We start from the raw sequence: 23,610 nt of genomic DNA, 5'->3' as shown, positions 1-23,610 counted from the left end.
TGTTTCCGGCGGTGGGCGCCGGGCTCGGTGGGCGGGTCACTGGCCCGTCAGGTACTTCACGGTCAGGCCCGCGGTCCAGCCGCCGTCGACCGCCAGTTCGGCGCCCGTCATGTAGCCGGCGGCGTCGGAGAGGAGGAAGGCGACCGCGGCGGCTATCTCCTCGGGGACGCCGACGCGGCCCAGCGGGGCGCCGGGGTAGTTGCCCTCGCCCGCCTGGATGCCGACGGGGGCGGTCATCGGGGTCAGCGTCATCCCGGGGTGGACGGAGTTGACGCGGATCTTCGCCTCGGCGAGCTCGACCGCACCGATCTTGGACAGGCCGCGCACGCCCCACTTGGACGCGCCGTACCCGGCGGTCAGCGCGAGGCCGGTGAGGCCGGCGGCGGAGGAGATGTTGACGATGGAGCCGCCGCCCTGCGCCCGGAGCAGCGGGATCGCGGCCTTGATGCCGATGAACACGCCGACCAGGTTGACCTCCACGACCCGGCGGAAGTGCTCGACGCTCTCGTGCTCCAGGAACTGGCCGGTGGCTATGCCGGCGTTGTTCACCAGGCCGTCGATGCCGCCGAACTCGGCGACCGCGTACTCCAGCACCGCCTGCCAGTCGGCCTCGCTCGTCACGTCGTGCCGGATGAACCGTGCCGCGGCGCCGAGCTTCGCGGCCGTCTCCGCGCCCTCCGCCTCCAGGACGTCGGTGATCAGCACCCTGCCGCCGCCGTCCACGACGGCCTGCGCCGCCGCCGCGCCCAGTCCGCGGGCTCCACCGGTGATGACGACGACCTTGCCGCTCAGATCCACAACAGCCACGGTTCCACACCTCTGCTCGCACTGACAGATCGGTATATGACTAATCGGCATAGCCGACGTCGGCGTCAGTCTGCCAGAGCGGCCAGGGCCCGCGACACCCCCTGCTCCTTCGGCCCCAGGAACCGCGGCTCGGGTTTGAAGGCCGCGTCCAGCGCCGCCTTGCCGGCCGCGAACACCTCGCGGGTCCCGCCGTAGTACCAGGTGGCGTCGTGCTCGTCGTCCACCCCGATCCCGTACGAGTCCACGCCCGCCGCCTCGCACAGGGCGACGGCCCGGCGTATGTGGAAGCCCTGGCTGATCAGCACGGCCCGGTCGACCCCGAAGATCTTCTTGGCGCGCACGCACGAGTCCCAGGTGTCGAAGCCCGCGAAGTCGCTGACGATCCGGTCGCCCGGCACCCCGTGCCCGGTGAGGTAGGCGCGCATCGCGTTCGGCTCGTCGTACTCGGTGCGGCTGTTGTCCCCGGTGACCAGCACGACCCGGACCTTGCCGGTCCGGTACAGCTCGGCAGCGGCATCGAGCCGGCGGGCCAGATAGGGCGTCGGTCTGCCATTCCACAGGCCCGCCCCGAACACCACGGCCACCTCGCCGGCCGGCGCCTGCGCCGTCGTCCCCAGCCGGTCCGCGGCCGCCGCGTGCGTCCACGCCGAAGGCAGCAGCGCCAGGACGCAACCCGCCATCACCACCCGCACGGCCCGCCGCCGCGCCCGCACCCCCCGCGGCAGCCGCGGCCGCCACCCCGCCACCGACCTCGCCCAGCCCTTGCCCTTGCCCTTGCCCTTGCCCTTGCCCTTTCCCTGACCCCGACCCCGGTCCTCGCCCTTGATCCTCATGTCCGTTCCCCCTGTGCACCCCACGCCTCACGCGCCGTTCGCACACATTGACGATCACCGCCCGGCCCTCAGTTCCGCCGACGCCTGCTTTCACCCGTACGAATGAGCGAGTGAGCTGCCGGAAAACACCCGTCACCCCGGCGCAACGCCCCGGCAACTTCCGGCGCGCAGGATCGGTTCATGACGGAGCCGGTGCACCCTCCCGAGTCCCCCTTCCTCCCCTTCGACAGCGCGGCCGAGCTGCTCGGCCGCATCACCGTCCAGCTGGGCACCCAGCTGAGCGACCTGCGCCGACCCGGAGTCCGCCCATGCAGCCCACCCTCGTCGCCGTCGCGCACGGCAGCCGCGACCCGCGCACCGCGCACACCGCCCGCGCGCTCCTCGACCGCGTCCGCGAACTCCGCCCCCGCCTCGACGTCCGGCTCGGCCACATAGAGCTGAGCGATCCGCCGCTCGACGAGGTCCTGCGGGAACTGCGCGGCGAGGCCGTCCTCGTCCCGCTGCTCCTCGGCCGCGGATACCACGTCAAGCGCGACCTCCCCGCCTTCGCCGCCCGGGCGGCCCACCTGCGCAGCACCATCGCCGCACCGCTCGGCCCGCACCCGCTGCTCGTCGAAGCCCTCTGTGAACGCCTCCTGGAGGCCGGCTGGACCGCCGGCTCGGCGGTCGTGCTCGCCTCCGCCGGCTCCCGCGACCCCGAATCCGCCGTCGACACCCGCCGCACCGCCGCGCTGCTCTCCGAGCGCCTCGGCGGTGTCCCCGTGGTCCCCGCCTACGCCTCCGCCGCCGCGCCCACCGTCCCCGACGCGGTCCGGACCCTGACCGCCCGCGGCCACCACCGGATCGCCCTCGCCTCCTACTTCACCGCGCCCGGCCGGTTCGCCGCCCAGGCCGCGGCGGCCGCGCCCGGCCCCGCCGCCGCCCCGTTGGGCTGCCATCCGGCCCTGGCCCGCCTGCTGCTGCACCGCTACGACCAGGCCCGCGCCCTGCTCGACGCGCCCGCGCGACCGGAACTCGTCTCCGCCTGATCCCGGTTCGTCAGAGGTTCCGGTTACCGTCTCTTCATGGAAGGCACCGCGCACGCCCCCGCAGACCACCTGTACGACACCGCGGCCACCGAGCGCTGGGCCGCCGAGCCCGACAAACGGCCGGGCAGGACGGCCTTCCAGCGCGACCGTGCCCGTGTGCTGCACTCCGCCGCGCTGCGCCGCCTCGCCGGGAAGACCCAGGTGGTCACCCCCGGCACCCGTTCCTACGACTGGGACGCGAGCCCCCGTACCCGCCTCACCCACTCCCTGGAATGCGCCCAGGTCGGCCGGGAGCTCGGCGCCGCGCTCGGCTGCGACCCCGACCTCGTCGAAGCGGCCTGCCTCTCCCACGACATGGGCCACCCGCCCTTCGGCCACAACGGCGAGGAGGCGCTCAACGAGTTCGCCAAGGACTGCGGCGGATTCGAGGGCAACGCCCAGTCACTGCGCCTGCTGACCCGCCTGGAGCCCAAGCGGTTCGTGCCCGACCCGGCGAGCGGCGAGCTCGTCAGCGTCGGCCTGAACCTCACCCGGGCCTGCCTGGACGCCGCCACCAAGTACCCCTGGGCCCGCGGCGGGCACCCCACCGATCCCGACTCGGTGAAGTTCGGCGCGTACGAGGACGACCTGCCGGTCTTCGCATGGCTGCGCCGCGGCGCGCCCGCGGACCGCAAGTGCTTCGAGGCCCAGGTCATGGACTGGGCGGACGACGTCGCCTACTCCGTCCACGACTTCGAGGACGGCCTGCACGCCGGCCACCTCGACCCGAACCTGCTGTTCGCCGAGCCCGAGCGCGCCGCGATCTGGCGGGTCGCCATCGGCCGGTACGTGCCCGCCGGCACCGAGCCGGAGGAGCTCCGCGAGGCCCTCGACCGGCTGATGGAGCAGGACTGGTGGCCGCACGGCTACGACGGTTCGGCCGTCGCCCAGGCCCGGCTGAAGGATGCCACCAGCCAGCTCATCGGCCGCTTCTGCCTGGCCGCCGAGGGGGCCACCCGCGAGGCGTACGGTTCCGGCCGCCTCACCCGGTACGCCGCCGAGCTGGTGGTCCCGCGCGAGGCGCGCAACGAGTGCGCCGTGCTCAAGGCGGTCGCGGACCTGTACGTCATGCAGCGCGACGAGCAGGAGCGGATCCGCGCCGACCAGCGCATCGTCCTGGCCGAACTGGCCGAGGCGCTCAGCGGCCGCGCCCCCGAGGGCCTCGACCCGCAGTTCCGCGCCATCTTCGACGCGGCCCCGGACGACAAGGCCAGGAAACGGGCGGTCATCGACCAGATCGCGTGTCTCACGGACGCGTCCGCCCGTTCCTTGCACGCACGCCTCACCCAACGCACCCGACGCGCCGAAGGGTGAGCTGATCGGGCCACTGCCCCTTCACGCGGCAGGCTCAGTGCGGGACGCTCGCATGTGGTCGCATGTGGCGGAGAGGTTATGAGGAGGCATCAGGTGGTCGACGCACACCGGACTTTCGTCATCGTCGGCGCGGGGCTGGCCGGGGCAAAGGCGGCCGAAACGCTGAGGTCCGAGGGGTTCACGGGGCGGGTGATCCTCATCGGGGACGAGCGCGACCATCCTTACGAACGGCCGCCGCTGTCCAAGGGCTATCTGATGGGCAAGGACGACCGTGAGAGCGTCTTCGTCCACGAGCCGTCCTGGTACGCGGCCTCCGACGTCGAGCTGCACCTCGGCCAGCCCGCGGTCCAGCTGGACCGGGAGGCGAAGAAAGTGGTCCTCGGCGACGGCACCTCGCTGCACTACGACAAGCTGCTGCTGGCCACCGGCGCCGAGCCGCGCCGCCTGGTCATCCCCGGCACGGGCCTGGCCGGGGTGCACCACCTGCGGCGCCTGGCCCACGCCGAGCGGCTCAAGGGCGTACTGGCCACCCTGGGCCGGGACAACGGCCACCTGCTGATCGCGGGAGCCGGCTGGATCGGCCTGGAGGTCGCCGCCGCGGCCCGCGGGTACGGCGCCGAGGTCACCGTGGTCGAGCCCGAGGCCACGCCGCTGCACGCGGTGCTCGGCCCGGAGATCGGCCGGCTCTTCGCGGACCTGCACACCGACCACGGGGTGCGGTTCCACTTCGGGGCCCGGCTGACGGAGATCGTGGGCCACGACGGCATGGTGCTGGCCGCCCGTACGGACGACGGGGAGGAGCTCCCGGCGCACGCGGTGCTCGCCGCGATCGGGGCCGCGCCCCGTACCGCCCTCGCCGAGACCTCCGGGCTGGCCCTGGTGGACCGGGAGCACGGCGGCGGGATCGCCGTGGACGCCTCCCTGCGTACGTCCGACCCGGACGTCTACGCGGTGGGGGACGTGGCCGCCGCGCACCACCCGGTGCTCGGCACCCGGCTGCGGGTCGAGCACTGGGCGAACGCCCTCAACGGCGGCCCGGCCGCAGCGCGGGCCATGCTGGGGCAGGAGGTCAGTTACGACCGGGTCCCGTACTTCTTCTCCGACCAGTACGACGTGGGCCTGGAGTACTCGGGGTACGCGCCGCCCGGCGGCTACGACCAGGTGCTGATCCGCGGGGACGTGGGCAAGCGGGAGTTCATCGCCTTCTGGCTCTCGGAGGGGCGGGTGCTCGCCGGCATGAACGTGAATGTGTGGGATGTCACCGAGCACATCCAGGCCCTGATCAGGTCGCAGGCGCCCGTGGACCGCGAGGCCCTGGCGGACCCGTCCATTCCGATCGCGTCGCTGATCCCGGCCCAGGGGGCCTGACGGGTTTGTCGGTGTCCGGCCGTAGACTTCACGGGTGGCAGGACGGATCAACGACGACGACGTGAAGGCGGTACGGGACGCGGTCCCGATCGACGCCGTGGTCTCCGACTACCTCCAACTGCGCAACGCGGGCGGCGGCAACCTCAAGGGCCTGTGCCCCTTCCACGACGAGAAGTCCCCGTCCTTCCAGGTCAGCCCCAGCAAGGGCCTCTACCACTGCTTCGGCTGCCAGGCGGGCGGGGACACCCTCGACTTCATCATGAAGATCGACCACCTCTCCTTCTCGGAGGCGGTCGAGCGGCTGGCCGGGCAGGCGGGCATCACCCTGCGCTACGAGGAGGGCGGCTACACCGCCGGCACCAGCGGCCGCGGCGAGCGCATCCGCCTGGTCGAGGCGCACAAGGCCGCCGCCCAGTTCTACGTCGACCAGCTGGGCAGCGCCGAAGCGGAGATCGGCCGCAAGTTCCTGGCGGAGCGCGGCTTCGACCAGGCCGCGGCCGCCCACTTCAGCGTGGGCTACAGCCCGGCCGGCTGGGACCACCTGACCCGCTTCCTGCGCGGCAAGGGCTTCAGCGACAAGGAGCTGATCACCTCCGGGCTCGCCCAGGACAGCCGCAGCGGCAAGCCCATCGACCGCTTCCGCGGTCGGCTCATGTGGCCGATCCGCGACATCAGCGGCGAGGTCGTCGGCTTCGGCGCGCGCAAGCTGCGCGACGACGACAACGGCCCCAAGTACCTGAACACCCCCGAGACGGCGATCTACCGGAAGTCCCAGGTGCTGTACGGCATCGACCTGGCCAAGAAGGAGATCGCGAAGACCTCCCGGGCCGTGGTGGTCGAGGGCTACACGGACGTGATGGCCTGCCACATGGCCGGGGTCACCACCGCGATCGCCACCTGTGGCACGGCCTTCGGCGGGGACCACATCAAGATCCTGCGCCGGCTGCTGATGGACAACGCCACCGCCGAGGTGATCTTCACCTTCGACGGCGACGCGGCCGGCCAGAAGGCGGCGCTGCGCGCGTTCGAGGACGACCAGAAGTTCGCCGCCGAGACCTCGATCGCGATCACCCCGGGCGGCATGGACCCCTGCGACCTGCGCCTCGCCCAGGGTGACGGGGCCGTGTCCGGGCTGGTGGAGTCCCGTACTCCGCTGTTCGAGTTCGCCCTGCGGCACATCGTCGCCCGGCACAACCTGGAGAACCCGGCCGGCCGGGCGGCCGCGCTGGACGAGGCCGCTCCGGTCGTCGCCAACATCAAGAACATCGCGATCCAGCACGAGTCCGCGGTCCAGCTCGCGGGCATGCTCGGCATCCGCGACGAGCAGTTCGTGGTCAAGCGCGTCGCGCAGCTGGCGCGCTGGGCGCGGGAGCGCGGCAACCAGCCCCCGCAGCAGCAGGGCCGGGGCCGCCCGGCCTACGAGGCCGCCCCCGCGCCCGCCGAGCGCCCGGCCGCCGGCGGCCCCGCGCTGAACCTGCGCAGCCCGGCCCACCGCACCGAGCGGGAACTGCTCAAGCTGGCCCTCCAGCGTCCGGCCCTGGTCTCCCCCGCCTTCGACGCGTACGGGATCGACGAGTTCACCGCCCCTCCCTACGCGTCCGTGCGCCAGGCCATCCAGGACGCGGGCGGCGCCTCGCTCGGCACCGAGGACTATCTGGCCCGCGTGCGCGACGCGGCCCCCAACGACACGGTCCGCGCGCTCGTCACCGAGCTGGCGGTCGAGGCCATCCACGCCAAGACGGTGGACGAGGTCTACGCCGGGGTCCAGCTGGTCCAGGTCCGGCTGCGCGCCGTCGACCGCCGGGTCCACGAGATCCAGGGCACCATGTCCCGGCTCGGCCCGCAGGCCCCGCCGGAGCAACTGGCCGCGGTCCAGGAGGAGCTGTGGGTGCTCCAGCAGTACGGGCAGCGCCTGCGCAACCGCGGCGCCGAGGGCCTCTAGGCCCGGGCGGCGGCGCTCAGCGTTCGAGCCAGTCCCCTCCCGGTATCTCGGTGCCCGTCTCCCGCAGGTCGCGGGCGAGCAGCGGGGACGCCAGGTAGACCCAGGCCCGGACCGGTGTGCCGTCGAGGCGCAGGGCCTGGCGGGCGATCCGGTCGTAGACGTTCCCCGGGCGGCCGGGGCCCTCGTACTCCTCCAGGCGGTCCAGCGCGGCCAGCAGCTCCCCGTACGCGCCCGGGGCGGCGGTGATCAGCTCCCCGACGACGGCGGAGCCGGGACAGTGCACCGCGAAGGGGTATCCGGGGCCGTCGTAGAGCGCCGCGTCCGGGAGGCTCGCCGGCTCCTCCGCGACCGTGCGGCCGCGCAGGAAGAGGTCGTGGTTGACCTCGCCCGGGCGGAGGGTCCCGTAGACGAAGAACGGGAGCGGAACGGGCTGAGCGAGCGGATCTTGCGGCCATACGACCGAGGTCACGGGCCCTCCCTGGGATGCGGCGGAACGGTCCACTGGCCGGGGGCGAAAGTCCCGACCTTTGCTGCACCCCACCACCGTACGCACCGCTGTTACACAACCTCGCGGTGACCGTGACCCGCGCCGTCTAGGGTCGGATTCCTCCCTCCCCACCTGACGGTTCCGCCTCCATGACGCCTTCGCCCCGCCGCCCCCTCCTCGCCGCCCTCCTGTGCGCCTGCGCACTGGCCGCCGGCGGCTGCGGCGCACCCGGCGGTCTCGGTGCGGGAACTCCCGCGCCGCCCGTGTCGATCCAGCCCCGCCCCGAGCCGCTCTGGCCCGCCTGGACGAACGCCCCGGGCGAGCCGGTGGGGCGGCGGGAACCCGCGCCGATGCCGCTGCAGAGGGCCCCCGCCTTGGGCGCGGACGGGCTCGTCGGGGTGGATCCGACGGCGGTCGTGCGCGCCGATCCGCGGATGCGGCCGTACCTCGGCCGGGACGAGATCCGGACCCCCGGCCGGGCCGGGATCCGCCCGCCCGTCTACCGGGACCTGACCGGCGACGGACGGCAGGAGCTGATCGTCGCGGCCGACACGGCGACCGGCCGCTCCGCGCTGAGCGTCTACGCGGTGGTCCACGGCAAGATCGTCTCCATCCTGTTCACCATGGGCCGGCAGATGGCGGCCGAGGCGGTGGGCACGGACCTGCTGGTCCGCATCGCCGCCGATGACGGCTCCGAGCAGGCCGTCCGCTACCACTGGGACGGCGACCGGATGACGGTGGTCAACGACGAGCGGAGCTTCCGCAAGTCCGGGACCGACTGCGCCGACCCGGAGGAGAGGACGACGCCCGGCTGCGCCGCCGAGCGCTCCCAGCACGCCAAGGACCCCGAGGAACCGAAGGGGAGCTCCCGGTGAAGGCCCTCCTGGCCCGCTGCCGGGGTCTGCTCCGGGCCCTCGGCCTGCGCTGGAAGATCGCCATCCTGCTCGCCGTCGGATGCTCCCTCGTCGCCGTCGCCATCGGGGTACTGATCCACCAGGCGCGGGCGGCCCAGATCGGTGCCGCGGCGCGGGCGAGCGCCACCGCCCAGCTGATCCGCGTACGGCAGGTGTACGAGCTCACCGGCGGGCTCGACTTCGACAAGGTCGGCGAGACCGATGCCCGGATCGACTGTCCGGAACTGCCGGCTCCGCTGCGGTCGGCGGCCCTCTCCGGGGAGCGCAGCACCTACCTGGACATGTCCGGCGGGCATCCGGCGGTCTGGGCCGCCCGGCCGATCGGCGGCGCGCACGTGCTGTCCGTACGGCAGTCACTGGCGGACGACCGCGCCGAACTCTCCGACCTGGACCGCCGGCTGGTGGCGTACGGGGCGGTGATCGTGGCGCTCGCGGCGCTCGGCGGGGCGCTGCTGGCGAGCCGGCTGAGCCGGGAGCTGCGGACGGCGGCGGAGACGGCCCGCCGGATCAGCGCGGGCGAGCTGGACGCGCGGATCGGGCCGTCGGGGGTGCCGGGCACCCGCGACGAGGTGGCCGAACTGTCCTCGGCGGTCGACACGATGGCCGCCAGCCTGCAGCAGCGCCTGGAGGCCGAGCAGCGGTTCACCGCGGATGTGGCGCACGAGCTGCGGACCCCCCTGACGGGGCTGTACACGGCCGCCGAACTGCTGCCTCCGGGGCGGCCGACGGAGCTGGTCCGCGACCGGGTCGCGGCGCTGCGGACGCTGACCGAGGACCTGCTGGAGGTGGCCCGGCTCGACGCGAACCGGGAGGAGGCGCAGCTGGAGGAGCACCCGCTGGGCCCCCTGGTGGAGTCGATCACCCGGCGCTCGGGAGTGGCCGCCGAGGTCCTGGGCGCGCAGGAGCCGACCCGGGTCCGGACCGATGTGCGGCGCCTCGAACGGATCCTGGCGAACCTGCTGGCCAACGCCCGGCGGCACGGCGCGCAACCGGTCACGGTGACGGTGTCGGGGACGGCCGTCACGGTCCGGGACCGGGGGCCGGGCTTCCCGGAGAAGCTGCTGCGCGAGGGCCCCCAGCGGTTCCTGACCGGCGCGACCGCGCGCGGCCGGGGAACGGGGCTGGGCCTGACCATCGCCCTCGGGCAGGCGCAGGTCATCGGTGCGCGCGTCAGCCTCTCCAACCCGCGGCCCTCGGGTGCCTCGGCCACGGTGACGCTCCCGCCGGGGTGATGCACGGCCTGCCGGGCTGATCCACGGCCCGCCGGTCCGCTCCGGCTGCCCGGTCCACGGCCCGCCGCGGTCACCCGGACGGCGCGGGCGGCCCGGATGGCCGCACACCCGGCCGTGACCTGCGCAAAGGGTGCGCGCGCCGGCTCCCCGCGAGCAGACCTGACGGAACATCAGCAGGCGCTCGCCGGGCAGGCCGGGTTTCCTCGGAACCACGACCCCGTGTCTCCAGGAGAGTCCCCATGCGCCGACGTACCGCCCACGCGCTGACCGCGACCGCGTTGACCGCCGTCGCGTTCGCCGGCCCGGTCGCCGGTGCGGTCGCGGCCGCGGAACTCGGCATGGCGAGTTTCGCGCCCGGCGATTTCGCCGTACTGGAGGTGTGGCCCAAGTCCGCCGCCCCCGGCACCACCGTCACTGTGAACACCAGCGCCTGCGGGAGCGGCAGCCATGCCGACGGTGATGCCACCACGGTGGGCGGCGGCCGGTTCCGGCTGGTCCCGGGCACCCACAAGGAGGTGGTCGTGGGGCAGTTCCAGGTCGCCCACGGCACCCGCCCCGGCACCTACGGCATCGGCGCGACCTGTGCGAACGGCAAGTTCGCCACCGGCGACCTGGTCGTCACCGAACGCGGCCCGCAGGGTCACGTACGGACCGGGGTGGGCGGTGGCACGACCACCACCACCGACCCCGCCAAGATCGCGGCGGGAGCGGCAGTGCTGGCCGCCACCGCCGTCGGCGGTACCTGGCTCCTGCGTCGCCGGGCGAGCGGCACGCGGAGCTGACGGACGCCCACCGCGGCTGCGGCCGCGGTCCGACCGGTACCGTCCCCCGTCGCCCGCCCCGCGAGGTCCCCCCCGTTCGCGGGGCCGGGCGACGGCCTGTCACCCCGACACGGAAGCCGAGGGGGTACGCATGGGTGGCGATTTCGGCGGCGCCCCGGGCCGCGAACGGCAGCCCTGGCCCACGGCCGGCCACCGCCCCGGATCGGGCGCGCGCCCGCCGAACCGAGCCGTCCGCACCCCGATCCCCCGCTACGGGGGACTCGTCGCGCTCGCCGCCTGCATCGGCATCTGGCTCGTCACCAGCGGCTCCCGCGAGCCGGTCGGGCCGCCGCTGCCCTCCCCCGCCGAGGCCCTGACCGCCGCCGGAGCCACCGGCCCCGGTATCGCCCCGCTCCCCGGCTCCCCGCCCACCCGGATCCGGATCCCCTCGATCCGCGTCGACGCCCCGCTGACCGGCCTCGGCCTGGAGGCCGGCGGCAGCCTCCAAGTGCCCCCGCCCGCCCGGCGCGACCTGGCCGGCTGGTACCGCGACGGGACCACCCCGGGCGCCACCGGCACCGCCGTCATCGCCGGGCACGTGGACAACGCGGCCGGGCCGGCGGTCTTCTACCACCTGGGCGCGCTGCACCGCGGGGCCGTCATCGAGATCCCCCGCGCGGACGGCCGTACCGCCGTGTTCACGGTCCACGCGGTCGAGGTCTACGACGCCAGGGCCTTCCCCGACACCCGCGTGTACGGGCCTTCGCGGCGTGCCGAGCTCAGGGTGATCACCTGCGGCGGGGACTTCTCCCCGCGCACGGGCTACCGGGGCAACGTGGTCGTCTTCGCCCACCTCACCGGGACGTACTAGGGCCGGTGCTCAGCCCCACTGCTCCAGGCCGAGCTTGATCACCAGGGCGCCCACCACCGTGAGCAGCACGCCGCGGACGAAGCCGCTGCCCTTCTTCAGGGCCATGCCGGCGCCGATCATGCCGCCGGCCAGGTTGAACACCGCCATCAGGGCGGCCAGCTGCCACAGCACCATCCCCTGGTACGCGAACATCGCGAGCGCTCCGGCGTTCGTGCAGCAGTTGACGATCTTGGCGGTCGCGGAGGCGGTGACCAGGTCGAGGTGGAGCAGCGCGGTGAGGGCGAGCACCAGGAAGGTGCCGGTGCCGGGCCCGATGAGGCCGTCGTAGAAGCCGATGCCGAGCCCGGCGAGCCCGATCGCGAGCAGCACGCGCCGGCGGCTGACGGGCGAGGCGGACGGGGCGGTGCCGAAGGCGGGCCGGAAGAGCACGAAGCCGGCGACGACCACCAGCACCACCATGATCAGCGGGCGGAGCGCGTCCTTGCTGATGCCCCCGGCGAGCGCCGCGCCACCCATCGATCCCGCGAGGGCGGCGAGCCCGATGCGGAGGGCGAGTTTCACGTCCAGCGGGGCCTTGCGGACGTAGGTGACGGCCGCGCCCGCGGTGCCGACGATGGCCACGGCCTTGTTGGTGCCGAGGACGGTGGCGGGGTGGGCGTTCGGCAGGCCGAGGAGCAGGGCGGGCAGGAGCAGCAGGCCGCCGCCGCCCACCACGGCGTCGATCCAGCCGGCCGCGGCGGCGGCCGCGCACAGCACGATGATCATGGTCATTGATATGTCAGGCACCACCTGACCCTATGGACCTGTCGGGTGCGGGGGCGATCAATCCCGGGAAACTTGCGCAAAGGTTGAGCTTTGCCGGAGCGCGGGGTAGCCGAGCGCCCCCCGGACTGCGGAGGCCACGTCGATCCCCTCGTGCACGGCGTATCCGAGCAGGGCGAACGGCGCCGGGCGGCCTTGAGGAAGGCCTCACGGACGCTTGACCCCGGCGCTGAGGTGGGCGTTCCCGCCGGGTAACAGGGGCGATCCGGCGGGGAAACAGCAGGCGCGCACCCTCAGGGCATGACCTCGAAGCAGCGTGTGGTGGTGATCGGCGGCGGCCTCGCGGGCCTGCGGCTCGCTGCGCGGCTGGGCGGGCACGCGGAAGTGACCGTGCTCGGCGAGGAGCCGCACGTCCCGTACAACCGGGTCCTGCTCGCCGAGGTCCTGGCGGGCCGGTACGCGCCGGAGGTCATCGCCCTCCCGGCACCCGGCCCGGTCCTGCGGCGGGGGGTGCGGGCGGTCCGCGTCGACCGCGCCGACCGGACGGTGCACTGCGACGACGGTGCGGCGCTCGGGTACGACACCCTGGTGCTGGCCACCGGCTCCAACCCGGTCCTGCCGCCCCTGCGGGGCCTGTTCGAACCGGGCGGCCGGGAACTCCCGCACGGGGTGCACGCCTTCCGCACGATGGACGACTGCCTGGCCCTCTCGGCGACCGTACGTCCCGGGGTGCGGGCGGTGGTGATCGGCGGCGGCCTGCTGGGGGTCTCGGCGGCCCGCGCCCTCGCCTCGCGGGGCGCACAGGTGGTCCTGGCCCAGCAGGCGGAACGGCTGATGGAACGCCAGCTGGACGCGGATGCCTCTGCCCTGCTGGCCACGCACCTCACCGACCTCGGGATCGAGATCCACACGGAGTGCCGGGTCCGCGGCCTGACGACTTCGTCGGCGGCGCCGCACCCGGACGGGCCGGGATCCCGCCGGGTCACCGGCGTCGAGCTCGCCGACGGCTACCGGCTCGATGCCGATGTCGTCGTGCTCGCCTGCGGCGTACGCCCCCGCACGGGGCTGGCCCAGGCCGCCGGCCTGGAGGTCCGCAAGGGCATCGTGGTCGACGACCACCTCCGCACCGGCGACCCCCGCGTCCACGCCGTCGGCGACTGCGCCGAGCACGCCGGCCAGGTGTACGGCCTGGCGGGCGCCGCCCTGGAGCAGGCCGACGCCCTCGCCGCCACCCTCACCGGCTCCCCCACGGAGTACATCGGCACCCGCGCCCTCACCCGCCTCACCCTCGGCGGAGCCGGGGACCCCTTCGACCTCGCCGCCTTCGGCGAGACCACGCCCCGCCCCGGCGACGACGTGGTCCGGCTCGCCGACGCCACCCGCCGGACCTACCGGACGGTCGTCGTCCGCGGCGACCGCCTGGTCGGCGGGGTCCTGCTGGGCGAGTTGTCCACCGTGGGCGCCCTCGCCCGCGGCTGGGCCGACGACGAGGACCTGAACAGCCTGTTCCACCTGCTCACCGACGACGGAGGCCACTGACATGACCAAGCCCCTGCCCACGATCGTGCTCATCGGGCACGGCATGGTCGGCCAGCGCTACCTGGAGGCCCTCGCCGAGCGCGGTGCGACCCGGACGCACCGGATCACCGTGCTCTGCGAGGAGCCCCGGCCCGCCTACGACCGCGTGCACCTGACCTCGTACTTCTCCGGCAGCACGCCCGAGGACCTGTCCATGACCCCGGCCGGGTTCATGGAGGAGCACGGCATCGAACTCCACCTGGACGACCCCGCCGAGGGCATCGACCGGGCGGCGCGCACCGTCACCTCCCGCTCCGGCCGGGTGTTCCCGTACGACGTCCTGGTCCTGGCCACCGGCAGCTACCCCTTCGTGCCGCCGGTCCCCGGCAAGGACGCCCCCGGGTGCTTCGTCTACCGCACCATCGAGGACCTCCTCGCCATCGAGGAGTACGCGAAGGGCCGCACCAGCGGCGCGGTCGTCGGCGGCGGTCTGCTCGGGCTCGAAGCCGCCGGCGCGCTCCAGGGGCTCGGACTGGCCACCCGCATCGTCGAGTTCGCCCCGCGCCTGATGCCCGTCCAGGTCGACGACGGCGGCGGCGCGGCCCTGCTGCGCACCATCGAGTCCATGGGCCTCACCGTCCACACCGGTGTCGGCACCCAGGAGGTGGTGACCGGAGAGGACGGCCGCGTCAGCGGAATGCGGCTCTCCGACGGATCCACCGTCGACACCGACCTCGTCGTCTTCTCCGCAGGCGTCCGCCCCCGCGACCAGCTGGCCCGCGCCGCCGGACTGGACGTCGGGGAGCGCGGCGGCATCGCGGTGGACGCACGCTGCCGTACCTCCGACCCGCACGTCTACGCCATCGGCGAGTGCGCCCTCGCCGTCGACGGCCGCGTCTACGGCCTGGTGGCGCCCGGCTACGAGATGGCCGAGACCGCCGCCGAGGATCTGCTGGGCCGCGAGAAGGAGTTCACCGGAGCCGACCTCTCCACCAAGCTCAAGCTGCTCGGCGTGGACGTGGCCTCCTTCGGCGACGCCCACGGAACCGCCCCCGACAGCCTCGACGTCGTCTGGTCCGACTCCCGTTCCGGCATCTACAAGAAGCTGGTCGTCTCCCCCGACGGGGTCCTTCTCGGCGGGGTCCTGGTAGGCGACGCGGACGCGTACGGCCTGCTGCGCCCGCTCACCGGCAGCGTCCCGCCCGTCGCGCCCGAGCAGCTGGTGCTGCCCGCCGGCGTCGGCGCGCCCGTCGCGCTCGGCCCGTCCTCGCTCCCCGACCACGCGGTGATCTGCTCCTGCCACAACGTCACCAAGAAGGCCATCACCGCCTGCGCCACCCTCCCCGAGGTCAAGAAGTGCACCAAGGCGGGCACCGGCTGCGGCAGCTGCATCAAGGTGATCGGGCAGCTGCTGCCCGCCGCCGCCGACAAGGGCCTGTGCGGCTGCTTCCCGTACACGCGCGCCGAGCTCTACGAGATCGTCCGCACCCGGCGCCTGACCTCGTACGAGGAGCTCCTCGACGCCCACGGCCGCCCGGAGGCGCGCGGCGGCGACGGCTGCGAGGTGTGCAAGCCCACCGTCGGCTCGATCATCGCCTCGCTCGCCCCGACCGTCGGCGCCAGCGGCTACGTCCTGGACGGGGAGCAGGCGGCCCTGCAGGACACCAACGACCACTTCCTCGCGAACATGCAGCGCAACGGCTCCTACTCGGTCGTCCCGCGCATCCCCGGCGGTGAGATCACCCCCGACAAGCTGATCGTGATCGGCGAGGTGGCACGGGACTTCGGCCTCTACACGAAGATCACCGGCGGTCAGCGGATCGACCTCTTCGGGGCGAGCGTGGACCAGCTCCCGCGGATCTGGGCGCGGCTCGTCGACGCCGGGTTCGAGTCCGGGCACGCGTACGGGAAGGCCCTGCGGACGGTGAAGTCCTGCGTGGGGCAGACCTGGTGCCGCTACGGGGTGCAGGACAGCGTACGGATGGCCATCGACCTGGAGCTGCGCTACCGGGGGCTGCGCGCCCCGCACAAGCTGAAGTCGGCCGTCTCCGGTTGCGCCCGCGAGTGCGCGGAGGCGCAGAGCAAGGACTTCGGGGTCATCGCGACGGCGAGCGGCTGGAACCTCTACGTCGGCGGCAACGGCGGGGCCACGCCCCGCCACGCCGACCTCCTCGCCCAGGACCTGTCGGACGCGGAACTGGTCCGGCTGATCGACCGGTTCCTGATGTTCTACATCCGCACCGCCGACCGGCTGGAGCGGACCTCGACCTGGCTGGAGCGGCTGGAGGGCGGGCTGGCCCACCTGCGGGACGTGGTCGTGCACGACTCGCTCGGGCTGTGCGCGGAGCTGGAGGCCCTGATGGCCGACCACGTGGCGCACTACCGCGACGAGTGGGCCGAGACGCTGGAGGATCCGGAGCGGCTGCGCCGGTTCGTGTCGTTCGTCAACGCGCCCGGCGCCCCCGACCCGACCGTGAAGTTCGTCCCCGAGCGCGACCAGGTCAAGCCCGACCTGGCCGTCCTGACGATCGGAGGAGTCCGATGACCGTGGAACTGAAGGTGGCGGAGGGCTGGCTGACGGTGTGCGAGCTCTCCGCGCTCACCCCAGGGCGGGGGGTCGCCGCCCTGCTGCCCGACGGGAGTCAGGCCGCGGTGTTCGTCGACCGCTCGGGGCGCCCGTACGCCATCGGCAACCGGGATCCCTTCACCGGGGCGCAGGTGCTCTCGCGGGGTCTGGTGGGGTGTGCGCAGGGCCGGCCCTTCGTGGCCTCGCCGCTGCTGAAGCAGCGCTTCGACCTGGAGTCGGGGCGCTGTCTGGACGACGAGGAGGTGGAGGTCCGCACCTACCCGGTGCGGACCGCCGCCACCTAGAGGCAACCGTCAGCCCTGCACCATGGCCGGGTCCATCCACATGATCTCCCAGGTGTGGCCGTCGAGGTCGTCGAAGGCCCGGCCGTACATGACGCCGTGGTCCTGGGCGGGGCGGGGCTCGGTGGCCCCGGCCGCCAGGGCCCCGTCGACCTGCTCGTCGACCGCGGTGCGGCTCTCGGCGCTCAGACACAGGAGCACCTCGGAGGTCGTGGTGGCGTCCGCGATGGCCTTGTGGGTGAAGTCCTTGTAGCGGGCCTCCGTGAGGAACATCGCGACGATGCTGTCGGTGATCGGCATCGCGGCGCAGTTCTCGTCGGTGAACTGGGCGTTGAAGGAGTAGCCGAGCTTCGCCCAGAAGGCCTTGGTGGCGTCGAGGTCCTTGACGGGCAGGTTCACGAAGATCATGGTGGCGGCGGTCATCGCGGTCTCTCTTCTCTCGGGTTCGGCGTCTGTGCCGTTGCTTTCGAGAGGTGGACCGGGCCGCCGCGGGAAACTCATCGCTCCCCGCGAAGTTTTTTTGAGATTCTTCGAAACCGCCGGTCAGGCCGCTGTCGAGCGGAGCTCCAGGGCCGCCAGCGGTACGAAGCCCAGGCCGTCCGCGCTCTCCAGGGAGGCGTCAGGACCGGCCAGCCGCTTGTGGAGGGTCAGCGCGATCCGCTCGCCCTGCGCCTTGGCCCGCTCCGCGTTCGGCCCGCGGTGGCGGCCGTCGATCGTCGCGTTCCACAGCTGCACCCAGCGGCCGAAGTCGGCGGCGGTCATCGCCCGCGCCGAGTGCAGCGCGGCGTGCGGGGCGAAGGCGTTGCGCCGGTAGTCGGCCGTGCGGAAGAGGGCGCGCTCCCAGAAGTCGGTGATCCGGGGCAGGTGGACCTCCAGGTCGGTGCCGGCGATCCGGGTGAAGAACGGCCCGATCTGCGGGTCCGCGAAGGCGGCCGTGTAGAAGCGGCGCAGCACGACGTCAAGGTCGGCGCGGCCCGAGATGTCGGCGGCGGAGTGGTTCATGGCTCCACCATCCTCCCCCACCAGGGGCCTCCCCAGGGGAGAAAGTCCCGCCAAATGTCCCAGCGCGGAAAGGCGGCGCGCCCCGGCACCCCGAAATCCCGCGGGAAGAATGGCGCGGCCATTGACCCCGATGACCCCACAGCCGGTCGCTCCCGCGTCATGCGGAATTGAGGCTCCGTCAACTCCGGACTCCTAGGTTCCTCCTCGCGTGCGAACCCGCGTCCGTCCGGACACGGGGGCCCTCCCTTCCCCAGGAGTGACCGTGGAACGTCGTACCTTCCTGCGCGGCGCCGTCATCGGCTCTTCGGCCGCCGCCTTCGGTGGCACGTTGATGCACGGAGCCGCCTACGCGGCTCCCGCCCAGCCCGGCCCCGGCCCCTACGGGGCGCTCGGCTCGGCGGACGCGAACGGCATCATGCTTCCCTCCGGCTTCAGCAGCCGGGTGATCGCCCGTTCGAGCCAGACCGTCAGCGGCACCTCGTACACCTGGCACAGCGCCCCCGACGGCGGCGCCTGCTTCGCCGACGGCACGGGCTGGATCTACGTGTCCAACTCGGAGATCAACCCCTCCGGCGGCGCGAGCGCCGTGAAGTTCAACTCCTCGGGCACCATCACCGGCGCCTACCGGATCCTCTCCAACACCCGGCAGAACTGCGCGGGCGGCAAGACCCCGTGGAACACCTGGCTGTCTTGCGAGGAGGTCAGCCTCGGATACGTCTACGAGACCGACCCGTGGGGCGTGAACGCGGCCGTGCAGCGCCCCGCCCTGGGCAGGTTCAAGCACGAGGCGGCCGCCGCCGACCCGGTCCGCCAGGCGATCTACCTGACCGAGGACGAGACCAACGGCTGCTTCTACCGCTTCCTCCCCACCACCTGGGGCAACCTCTCCTCCGGCACCCTCCAGGTCATGGTCGCCGGAAGCGGCACCTCCGGCTCCTTCACCTGGCAGAACGTGCCCGACCCCGACGGCTCCCCGACCACCACCCGCACCCAGGTCTCCGGCGCCAAGCACTTCAACGGAGGTGAGGGCTGCCACTACGCCAACGACACGGTCTGGTTCACCACCAAGGGCGACAACCGCGTCTGGCAGCTCAACCTCGCGAGCAGCACGTACGAGCTGGCCTACGACGACTCCCTCGTCCCCGGCGGGGCGGCCCCGCTGACGGGCGTGGACAACGTCACCGGGTCCTCGTACGGCGACCTGTACGTCGCCGAGGACGGCGGCAACATGGAGATCTGCCTGATCACCCCGGACGACGTGGTCGCCGTCTTCCTGCGGGTCACCGGCCAGTCCTCCTCGGAGATCACCGGCCCGGCCTTCTCCCCCGACGGCACCCGCCTGTACTTCAGCAGCCAGCGCGGCACGAGCGGCAGCTCGACGGGCGGCATCACCTACGAGGTCACGGGCCCGTTCCGCACCTGACGCACCCGGCACCATCCGGCCCCGCCGGCGTTGGAGGCGCGGGGTCCGGGGCAGCGCCCCGGCAACGGCGCCGCACGGCACCACCGGCCGCACCCCGACGGGTTCAACCCGTCGGGGTGCGGCCGCGTTCATGACGCCACGGCCCCGCCCTTCAGCAGCGCAGCCCCCAGCGGCGTCACGGTGTGCAGCACCGCGTTCCCGTGCCGCAGCGTGGTCACCAGCCCCGCCTCCCGCATCACGCACGCGTGCTGGCTCGCGGACGCCAGCGACACCCCTGCCCGGCGGGCCAGCTCGCTGGTGGTCGCGCCGTCCCCTATGGCCCGCAGGACCACCGACCGGGTGTGCCCGACCAGCTTGCCCAGGGTGCGGACCCGGTGCTCCTCCACCGCCGGCCGGGCCGCCTCGCCCCCCGCGGGCGCGGAGGCCAGCTGGGCGGCGGCCGGGTAGACCAGCACCGGCGGCAGCTCCGGGTCGTGCAGGGTCACGGCGGTCCGGCGGCAGAAGAAGGACGGCTGGAGCAGCAGCCCGCGGCCCCGCAGCCGTACGTCCCGGTCGACGGGGTAGTCGCATTCCAGGACCGGGGCCCGCCAGCGCAGCATCGGCGGCAGCGAGGCCAGCAGCTCGTCGGCGCCCCCGTCCAGCAGGGCCCGGCCGCGGGCCGCCCGCTCGGCTTCGATCTGGGCCTGGATGTGGGTCCAGTACGGCTCCACGGCCGCCCGGTGGTAGCCGCGCAGCTCGCCCATCAGTCTCGGCAGGTGCTTGGTCCCGCCGTCCAGGAACTCCCGCAGCCGCGGCGCCGGCGGCGCGCCCGCGGTCAGCAGCGACAGCTCGCGCCGCATCCGCTCGGGCCTGATGGCGCGCAGGGCGTCGAGGCCCACGTCCCACCCGTACCGGCCCTCCACGGGTGTGAGGAAATCGGGGAAATACCCCCGCCCCGGTATAAGCATACCGAGCATGCGTGTTTCACTATTCAACCTGCTCCGGGTTTCCGTCCGCCATTCACCGAACAACCGGGCGTCACGCCGGTCTCTTAAGCGGTGAAAGCTGAGAATCGTTTCCCACAACGCATCGGGACGCCCTGCCATCCGTACGCGTGCCAGGTCCACTCCAGTGAAATGGATACGCAGCACCGAACCCCCACCTGTGCAACCGCAATCCCCCCGCCCCATGAGTATGCACGCCGTCACACGTGGTCACCACGCCCTTTCGGCCACAGTTGAAACCCCTTTCGGCAGGGGCGTGACAACCGAAATCCTGTACTCCGCCGGGCACACTCCGATGCGACCGAAACGCTCCGCGAAGGCCGTGGGGGGCTTTGCGGGGCCTGGCGGTCGGTCGCACCGGGAAGCGCCGACGTGCCCGGCAGAATGACAGCGGCGGTGGACGGGTGGGGATCCGTCCACCGCCTGCTGGCGTAAAGCTTCGCTGAACAACAAAGAAATAGGCGCGTCCGCCCTCGGGGGTCAGGGAACCCGGGGGCGGACGCGGTCTACTGGGCCCTTACGGGGGCCACGGGATCAGCGGCTGTCGCTGCCCTTCGCCTCGGCGGCCGCGCGACCGGCCTCCAGGCGCGCCACCGGAATCCGGAAGGGCGAGCAGGAGACGTAGTCGAGGCCGACCTCGTGGAAGAAGTGGACGGACTCGGGGTCACCGCCGTGCTCGCCGCAGACGCCGAGCTTGAGGTCGGGACGGGTGGCCCGGCCCTGCTTGACCGCGTGGCGGACCAGCGAGCCCACGCCGTCCCGGTCGATGGTCTCGAAGGGCGAGACCCCGAAGATGCCCTTCTCCAGGTACGCGGTGAAGAAGCTGGCCTCGACGTCGTCGCGGGAGAAGCCCCACACCGTCTGGGTCAGGTCGTTCGTACCGAAGGAGAAGAACTGCGCGGCCTCGGCGATCTGGGCGGCCGTCAGGGCGGCGCGCGGCAGCTCGATCATCGTGCCGATGGTCAGCTTGAGGTTGGTGCCGGTGGCGGCCTCGACCTCGGCGATGACCTGGTCGGCCTCCTCGCGGACGATCTCCAGCTCCTGGACGGTGCCCACGAGCGGGATCATGATCTCGGCGCGCGGGTCGCCCTTGGCGTTCTTGCGCTCGGCCGCGGCCTCGGCGATCGCCCGGACCTGCATGGCGAACAGACCGGGGATGACCAGGCCCAGGCGGACACCGCGCAGACCCAGCATCGGGTTCTGCTCGTGCAGCTTGTGGACGGCCTGGAGCAGGCGCAGGTCGTTCTCGTTGGCGTCCTTGCGGGACTCGGCGAGGGCGACGCGCACCGACAGCTCGGTGATGTCGGGCAGGAACTCGTGCAGCGGCGGGTCGAGCAGGCGGACGGTGACGGGCAGGCCGTCCATCGCCTCGAACAGCTCGATGAAGTCCTTCTTCTGCAGCGGCAGGAGGGCACTGAGTGCCTCCTCGCGCTCCTTGTCCGTGTCGGCGAGGATCAGGCGCTCGACCATCTCGCGGCGCTCACCGAGGAACATGTGCTCGGTGCGGCACAGGCCGATGCCCTGGGCGCCGAAGCGGCGGGCGCGCAGCGCGTCCTCGGCGTTGTCGGCGTTGGCGCGCACCCGCAGCCGGCGGACGCGGTCCGCGTACGCCATGATCCGGTGCACGGCGCCGACGAGCTCGTCGGCGTCGTCGGCGCCGGCGTGCATGCGGCCCTCGAAGTACTCGACGACCGGGGAGGGTACGACGGGTACCTCACCGAGGTAGACCTTGCCGGTGGAGCCGTCGATGGAGACGACGTCGCCCTCTTCGATGACCGTGTCGCCGACCGTCATGCGGCGGCGCTTGGTGTCGACGTCGAGCTCCTCGGCGCCGCAGACACAGGTCTTGCCCATGCCGCGGGCGACGACGGCGGCGTGCGAGGTCTTGCCGCCGCGCGAGGTCAGGATGCCCTCGGAGGCGATCATGCCGTCCAGGTCGTCCGGGTTGGTCTCGCGGCGGATCAGGATGACCTTCTCGCCGGAGCGGGACCACTTGACGGCCGTGTAGGAGTCGAAGACGGCCTTGCCGACGGCCGCGCCCGGGGAGGCGGCGATACCGCGGCCGAGCAGCTCGGGCCCACCCTTGCCTGGGGCGGTCTCGTCGAAGCGGGGGAACATCAGCTGCGCCAGCTGGTGGCCGGTGACGCGCTGGAGCGCCTCGGCCTCGCTGATCAGGCCCTGGTCGACGAGCTGGGTGGCGATGCGGAAGGCGGCGCCGGCGGTGCGCTTGCCGACGCGGGTCTGGAGCATCCACAGCTGGCCGCGCTCGATCGTGAACTCGATGTCGCAGAGGTCCTTGTAGTGGGTCTCCAGCGTCGTCATGATCGTCATGAGCTGGTCGTACGAGGCCTTGTCGATGGCCTCCAGGTCGGCGAGCGGGACCGTGTTGCGGATGCCCGCGACGACGTCCTCGCCCTGGGCGTTCTGCAGGTAGTCGCCGTAGACGCCCGCGTGGCCGCTGGCGGGGTCGCGGGTGAAGGCGACGCCGGTGCCGGAGTCGGGGCCCAGGTTGCCGAAGACCATGGAGCAGATGTTGACGGCGGTGCCCAGGTCGCTCGGGATGCGCTCCTGGCGGCGGTACAGCTTGGCGCGGTCGGTGTTCCACGAGTTGAAGACCGCCTCGACGGCGAGGTCGAGCTGCTCGCGGGCGTCCTGCGGGAAGGGGCGGCCGGCCTCCTTCGCGACGATCTTCTTGAAGCGCGTGACCAGCTTCTTCAGGTCGGCGGCGTCGAGGTCGGTGTCGACGGTGACCTTCTTGGCGGCCTTGGCCTCGTCGAGGGCGTCCTCGAAGAGCTCGCCCTCGACGCCGAGGACGGTCTTGCCGAACATCTGGATGAGGCGGCGGTACGAGTCCCACGCGAAGCGCTCGTTACCGGCCTGGGAGGCGAGGCCGGTGACGGACTTGTCGGAGAGGCCGATGTTGAGGACGGTGTCCATCATGCCCGGCATCGAGAACTTGGCGCCGGAGCGCACGGAGACCAGCAGCGGGTCGTCCGACTGGCCGAGCTTCTTGCCCATCTTCGTCTCGAGGGCGGCAAGGTGGGCGCTGACCTCGTCGCGCAGCGCGGCCGGGGCCGAACCGCTCTCCAGGTAGACCTTGCAGGCCTCGGTGGTGATGGTGAAGCCGGGAGGGACCGGGAGACCAAGGTTGGTCATCTCGGCGAGGTTGGCCCCCTTGCCGCCGAGAAGGTCCTTGAGGTCGCGGTTGCCCTCGGTGAAGTCGTAGACGAACTTCTGATCTTTGTTTTCCGACACGGGTCTCGACTCCTCGAGGCTCGGTGGCTGCCCTGACGGCCAGGAACATACCCAGATCGAAGGCTTATGGGTATGTCCACTTGGTCGACATGCGGCTGTAACCACCCGTGCGCCAGCAGATCGAAAGTAACTCATGAGTAATCAGAACCTACGAAGAGCCTTCAGATCCCGAACGGGGAGGGGCTCAAAGAGGCCTGATTGCG

General features: G+C 72.8%; 20 protein-coding genes. 12 read left to right on the top strand and 8 right to left on the bottom strand.

Annotated elements, in window-relative coordinates; all coding sequences use genetic code 11:
- Positions 1-36 precede the first annotated feature (36 nt).
- Positions 37-858: a glucose 1-dehydrogenase gene (locus ACGFYU_RS12600; RefSeq protein ID WP_393827269.1), complete on the bottom strand. Its 822-nt coding sequence runs from the start codon at positions 856-858 to the stop codon at positions 37-39.
- Between the two features lie 14 nt (positions 859-872).
- Complete coding sequence (locus ACGFYU_RS12595; protein ID WP_393827472.1) at positions 873-1,487, bottom strand: vancomycin high temperature exclusion protein; 615 nt, start codon at positions 1,485-1,487, stop codon at positions 873-875.
- Positions 1,488-1,948: 461 nt separating this feature from the next.
- Here ACGFYU_RS12595 and ACGFYU_RS12590 point away from each other — a divergent pair, with 461 nt between their 5' ends.
- The 4 genes from ACGFYU_RS12590 (at position 1,949) to dnaG (ending at position 7,331) form a co-directional block, all read left to right on the top strand.
- Positions 1,949-2,668, top strand: coding sequence for a sirohydrochlorin chelatase (locus ACGFYU_RS12590; RefSeq protein ID WP_393827268.1), 720 nt, complete (start codon positions 1,949-1,951; stop codon positions 2,666-2,668).
- Between the two features lie 36 nt (positions 2,669-2,704).
- Positions 2,705-4,021 carry a deoxyguanosinetriphosphate triphosphohydrolase gene (locus ACGFYU_RS12585; RefSeq protein ID WP_393827267.1) on the top strand — a complete coding sequence of 439 codons (1,317 nt, stop codon included), beginning with the start codon at positions 2,705-2,707 and terminating at the stop codon, positions 4,019-4,021.
- 93 nt (positions 4,022-4,114) lie between these two features.
- Positions 4,115-5,389 (top strand): NAD(P)/FAD-dependent oxidoreductase, encoded by a 1,275-nt coding sequence (locus ACGFYU_RS12580; protein WP_393827266.1) that lies wholly within the window; start codon positions 4,115-4,117, stop codon positions 5,387-5,389.
- Between the two features lie 34 nt (positions 5,390-5,423).
- Positions 5,424-7,331 (top strand): DNA primase, encoded by a 1,908-nt coding sequence (gene dnaG, locus ACGFYU_RS12575; RefSeq protein WP_393827265.1) that lies wholly within the window; start codon positions 5,424-5,426, stop codon positions 7,329-7,331.
- 16 nt (positions 7,332-7,347) lie between these two features.
- Here the strand turns inward: dnaG and ACGFYU_RS12570 are convergent, their stop codons facing one another.
- A complete protein-coding gene (locus ACGFYU_RS12570) occupies positions 7,348-7,800 on the bottom strand; it encodes a gamma-glutamylcyclotransferase family protein (RefSeq protein ID WP_393827264.1) in 453 nt (150 codons plus the stop codon).
- A gap of 167 nt (positions 7,801-7,967) precedes the next feature.
- Between ACGFYU_RS12570 and ACGFYU_RS12565 the strand changes: the two genes are divergently transcribed.
- The 4 genes from ACGFYU_RS12565 (at position 7,968) to ACGFYU_RS12550 (ending at position 11,596) form a co-directional block, all read left to right on the top strand.
- Complete coding sequence (locus ACGFYU_RS12565; RefSeq protein WP_393827263.1) at positions 7,968-8,693, top strand: hypothetical protein; 726 nt, start codon at positions 7,968-7,970, stop codon at positions 8,691-8,693.
- Positions 8,690-9,964 (top strand): ATP-binding protein, encoded by a 1,275-nt coding sequence (locus tag ACGFYU_RS12560; RefSeq protein WP_393827262.1) that lies wholly within the window; start codon positions 8,690-8,692, stop codon positions 9,962-9,964. The genes ACGFYU_RS12565 and ACGFYU_RS12560 overlap by 4 nt, the downstream gene beginning before the upstream one ends.
- A gap of 239 nt (positions 9,965-10,203) precedes the next feature.
- Positions 10,204-10,746 (top strand): hypothetical protein, encoded by a 543-nt coding sequence (locus ACGFYU_RS12555; RefSeq protein WP_393827261.1) that lies wholly within the window; start codon positions 10,204-10,206, stop codon positions 10,744-10,746.
- 130 nt (positions 10,747-10,876) lie between these two features.
- Positions 10,877-11,596: a class F sortase gene (locus ACGFYU_RS12550; RefSeq protein ID WP_393827260.1), complete on the top strand. Its 720-nt coding sequence runs from the start codon at positions 10,877-10,879 to the stop codon at positions 11,594-11,596.
- A gap of 9 nt (positions 11,597-11,605) precedes the next feature.
- Here the strand turns inward: ACGFYU_RS12550 and ACGFYU_RS12545 are convergent, their stop codons facing one another.
- Positions 11,606-12,382 (bottom strand): sulfite exporter TauE/SafE family protein, encoded by a 777-nt coding sequence (locus tag ACGFYU_RS12545; protein WP_393827259.1) that lies wholly within the window; start codon positions 12,380-12,382, stop codon positions 11,606-11,608.
- A gap of 276 nt (positions 12,383-12,658) precedes the next feature.
- Here ACGFYU_RS12545 and ACGFYU_RS12540 point away from each other — a divergent pair, with 276 nt between their 5' ends.
- From ACGFYU_RS12540 to nirD, 3 genes are read left to right on the top strand one after another with little or no spacing between them, the layout of a single operon-like run.
- Entirely contained in the window at positions 12,659-13,897 is a 1,239-nt protein-coding gene (locus ACGFYU_RS12540; RefSeq protein WP_393827258.1) for an NAD(P)/FAD-dependent oxidoreductase, read from the top strand.
- A 1-nt stretch (position 13,898) separates the two neighbouring features.
- Positions 13,899-16,421: a nitrite reductase large subunit NirB gene (gene nirB / locus ACGFYU_RS12535; RefSeq protein ID WP_393827257.1), complete on the top strand. Its 2,523-nt coding sequence runs from the start codon at positions 13,899-13,901 to the stop codon at positions 16,419-16,421.
- Entirely contained in the window at positions 16,418-16,747 is a 330-nt protein-coding gene (gene nirD, locus ACGFYU_RS12530; protein ID WP_393827256.1) for a nitrite reductase small subunit NirD, read from the top strand. The genes nirB and nirD overlap by 4 nt, the downstream gene beginning before the upstream one ends.
- Positions 16,748-16,756: 9 nt before the next feature.
- Here the strand turns inward: nirD and ACGFYU_RS12525 are convergent, their stop codons facing one another.
- On the bottom strand, positions 16,757-17,167 hold the full coding sequence (locus ACGFYU_RS12525) for a VOC family protein (RefSeq protein ID WP_393827255.1): 411 nt from the start codon (positions 17,165-17,167) through the stop codon (positions 16,757-16,759).
- A gap of 120 nt (positions 17,168-17,287) precedes the next feature.
- The gene (locus tag ACGFYU_RS12520) at positions 17,288-17,746 is read right to left on the bottom strand and encodes a group III truncated hemoglobin (RefSeq protein ID WP_393827254.1); all 459 of its coding nucleotides are present in this window, start codon (positions 17,744-17,746) and stop codon (positions 17,288-17,290) included.
- 262 nt (positions 17,747-18,008) lie between these two features.
- Here ACGFYU_RS12520 and ACGFYU_RS12515 point away from each other — a divergent pair, with 262 nt between their 5' ends.
- On the top strand, positions 18,009-19,169 hold the full coding sequence (locus ACGFYU_RS12515) for an alkaline phosphatase PhoX (RefSeq protein WP_393827253.1): 1,161 nt from the start codon (positions 18,009-18,011) through the stop codon (positions 19,167-19,169).
- A gap of 128 nt (positions 19,170-19,297) precedes the next feature.
- Here ACGFYU_RS12515 and ACGFYU_RS12510 read toward each other — a convergent pair whose 3' ends face one another.
- Both ACGFYU_RS12510 and ppdK read right to left on the bottom strand, forming a co-directional pair.
- Positions 19,298-20,299 carry an ArsR/SmtB family transcription factor gene (locus tag ACGFYU_RS12510; protein WP_393827252.1) on the bottom strand — a complete coding sequence of 334 codons (1,002 nt, stop codon included), beginning with the start codon at positions 20,297-20,299 and terminating at the stop codon, positions 19,298-19,300.
- A gap of 387 nt (positions 20,300-20,686) precedes the next feature.
- Complete coding sequence (gene ppdK / locus ACGFYU_RS12505) at positions 20,687-23,407, bottom strand: pyruvate, phosphate dikinase (RefSeq protein ID WP_393827251.1); 2,721 nt, start codon at positions 23,405-23,407, stop codon at positions 20,687-20,689.
- Between the last annotated feature and the right edge of the window lie 203 nt (positions 23,408-23,610).

Origin of the sequence: Streptomyces sp. NPDC048337, from assembly GCF_043201175.1 — a bacterium.
Lineage (GTDB): Bacteria > Actinomycetota > Actinomycetes > Streptomycetales > Streptomycetaceae > Streptomyces.
This window is presented reverse-complemented; position numbering and strand designations above follow the sequence as displayed.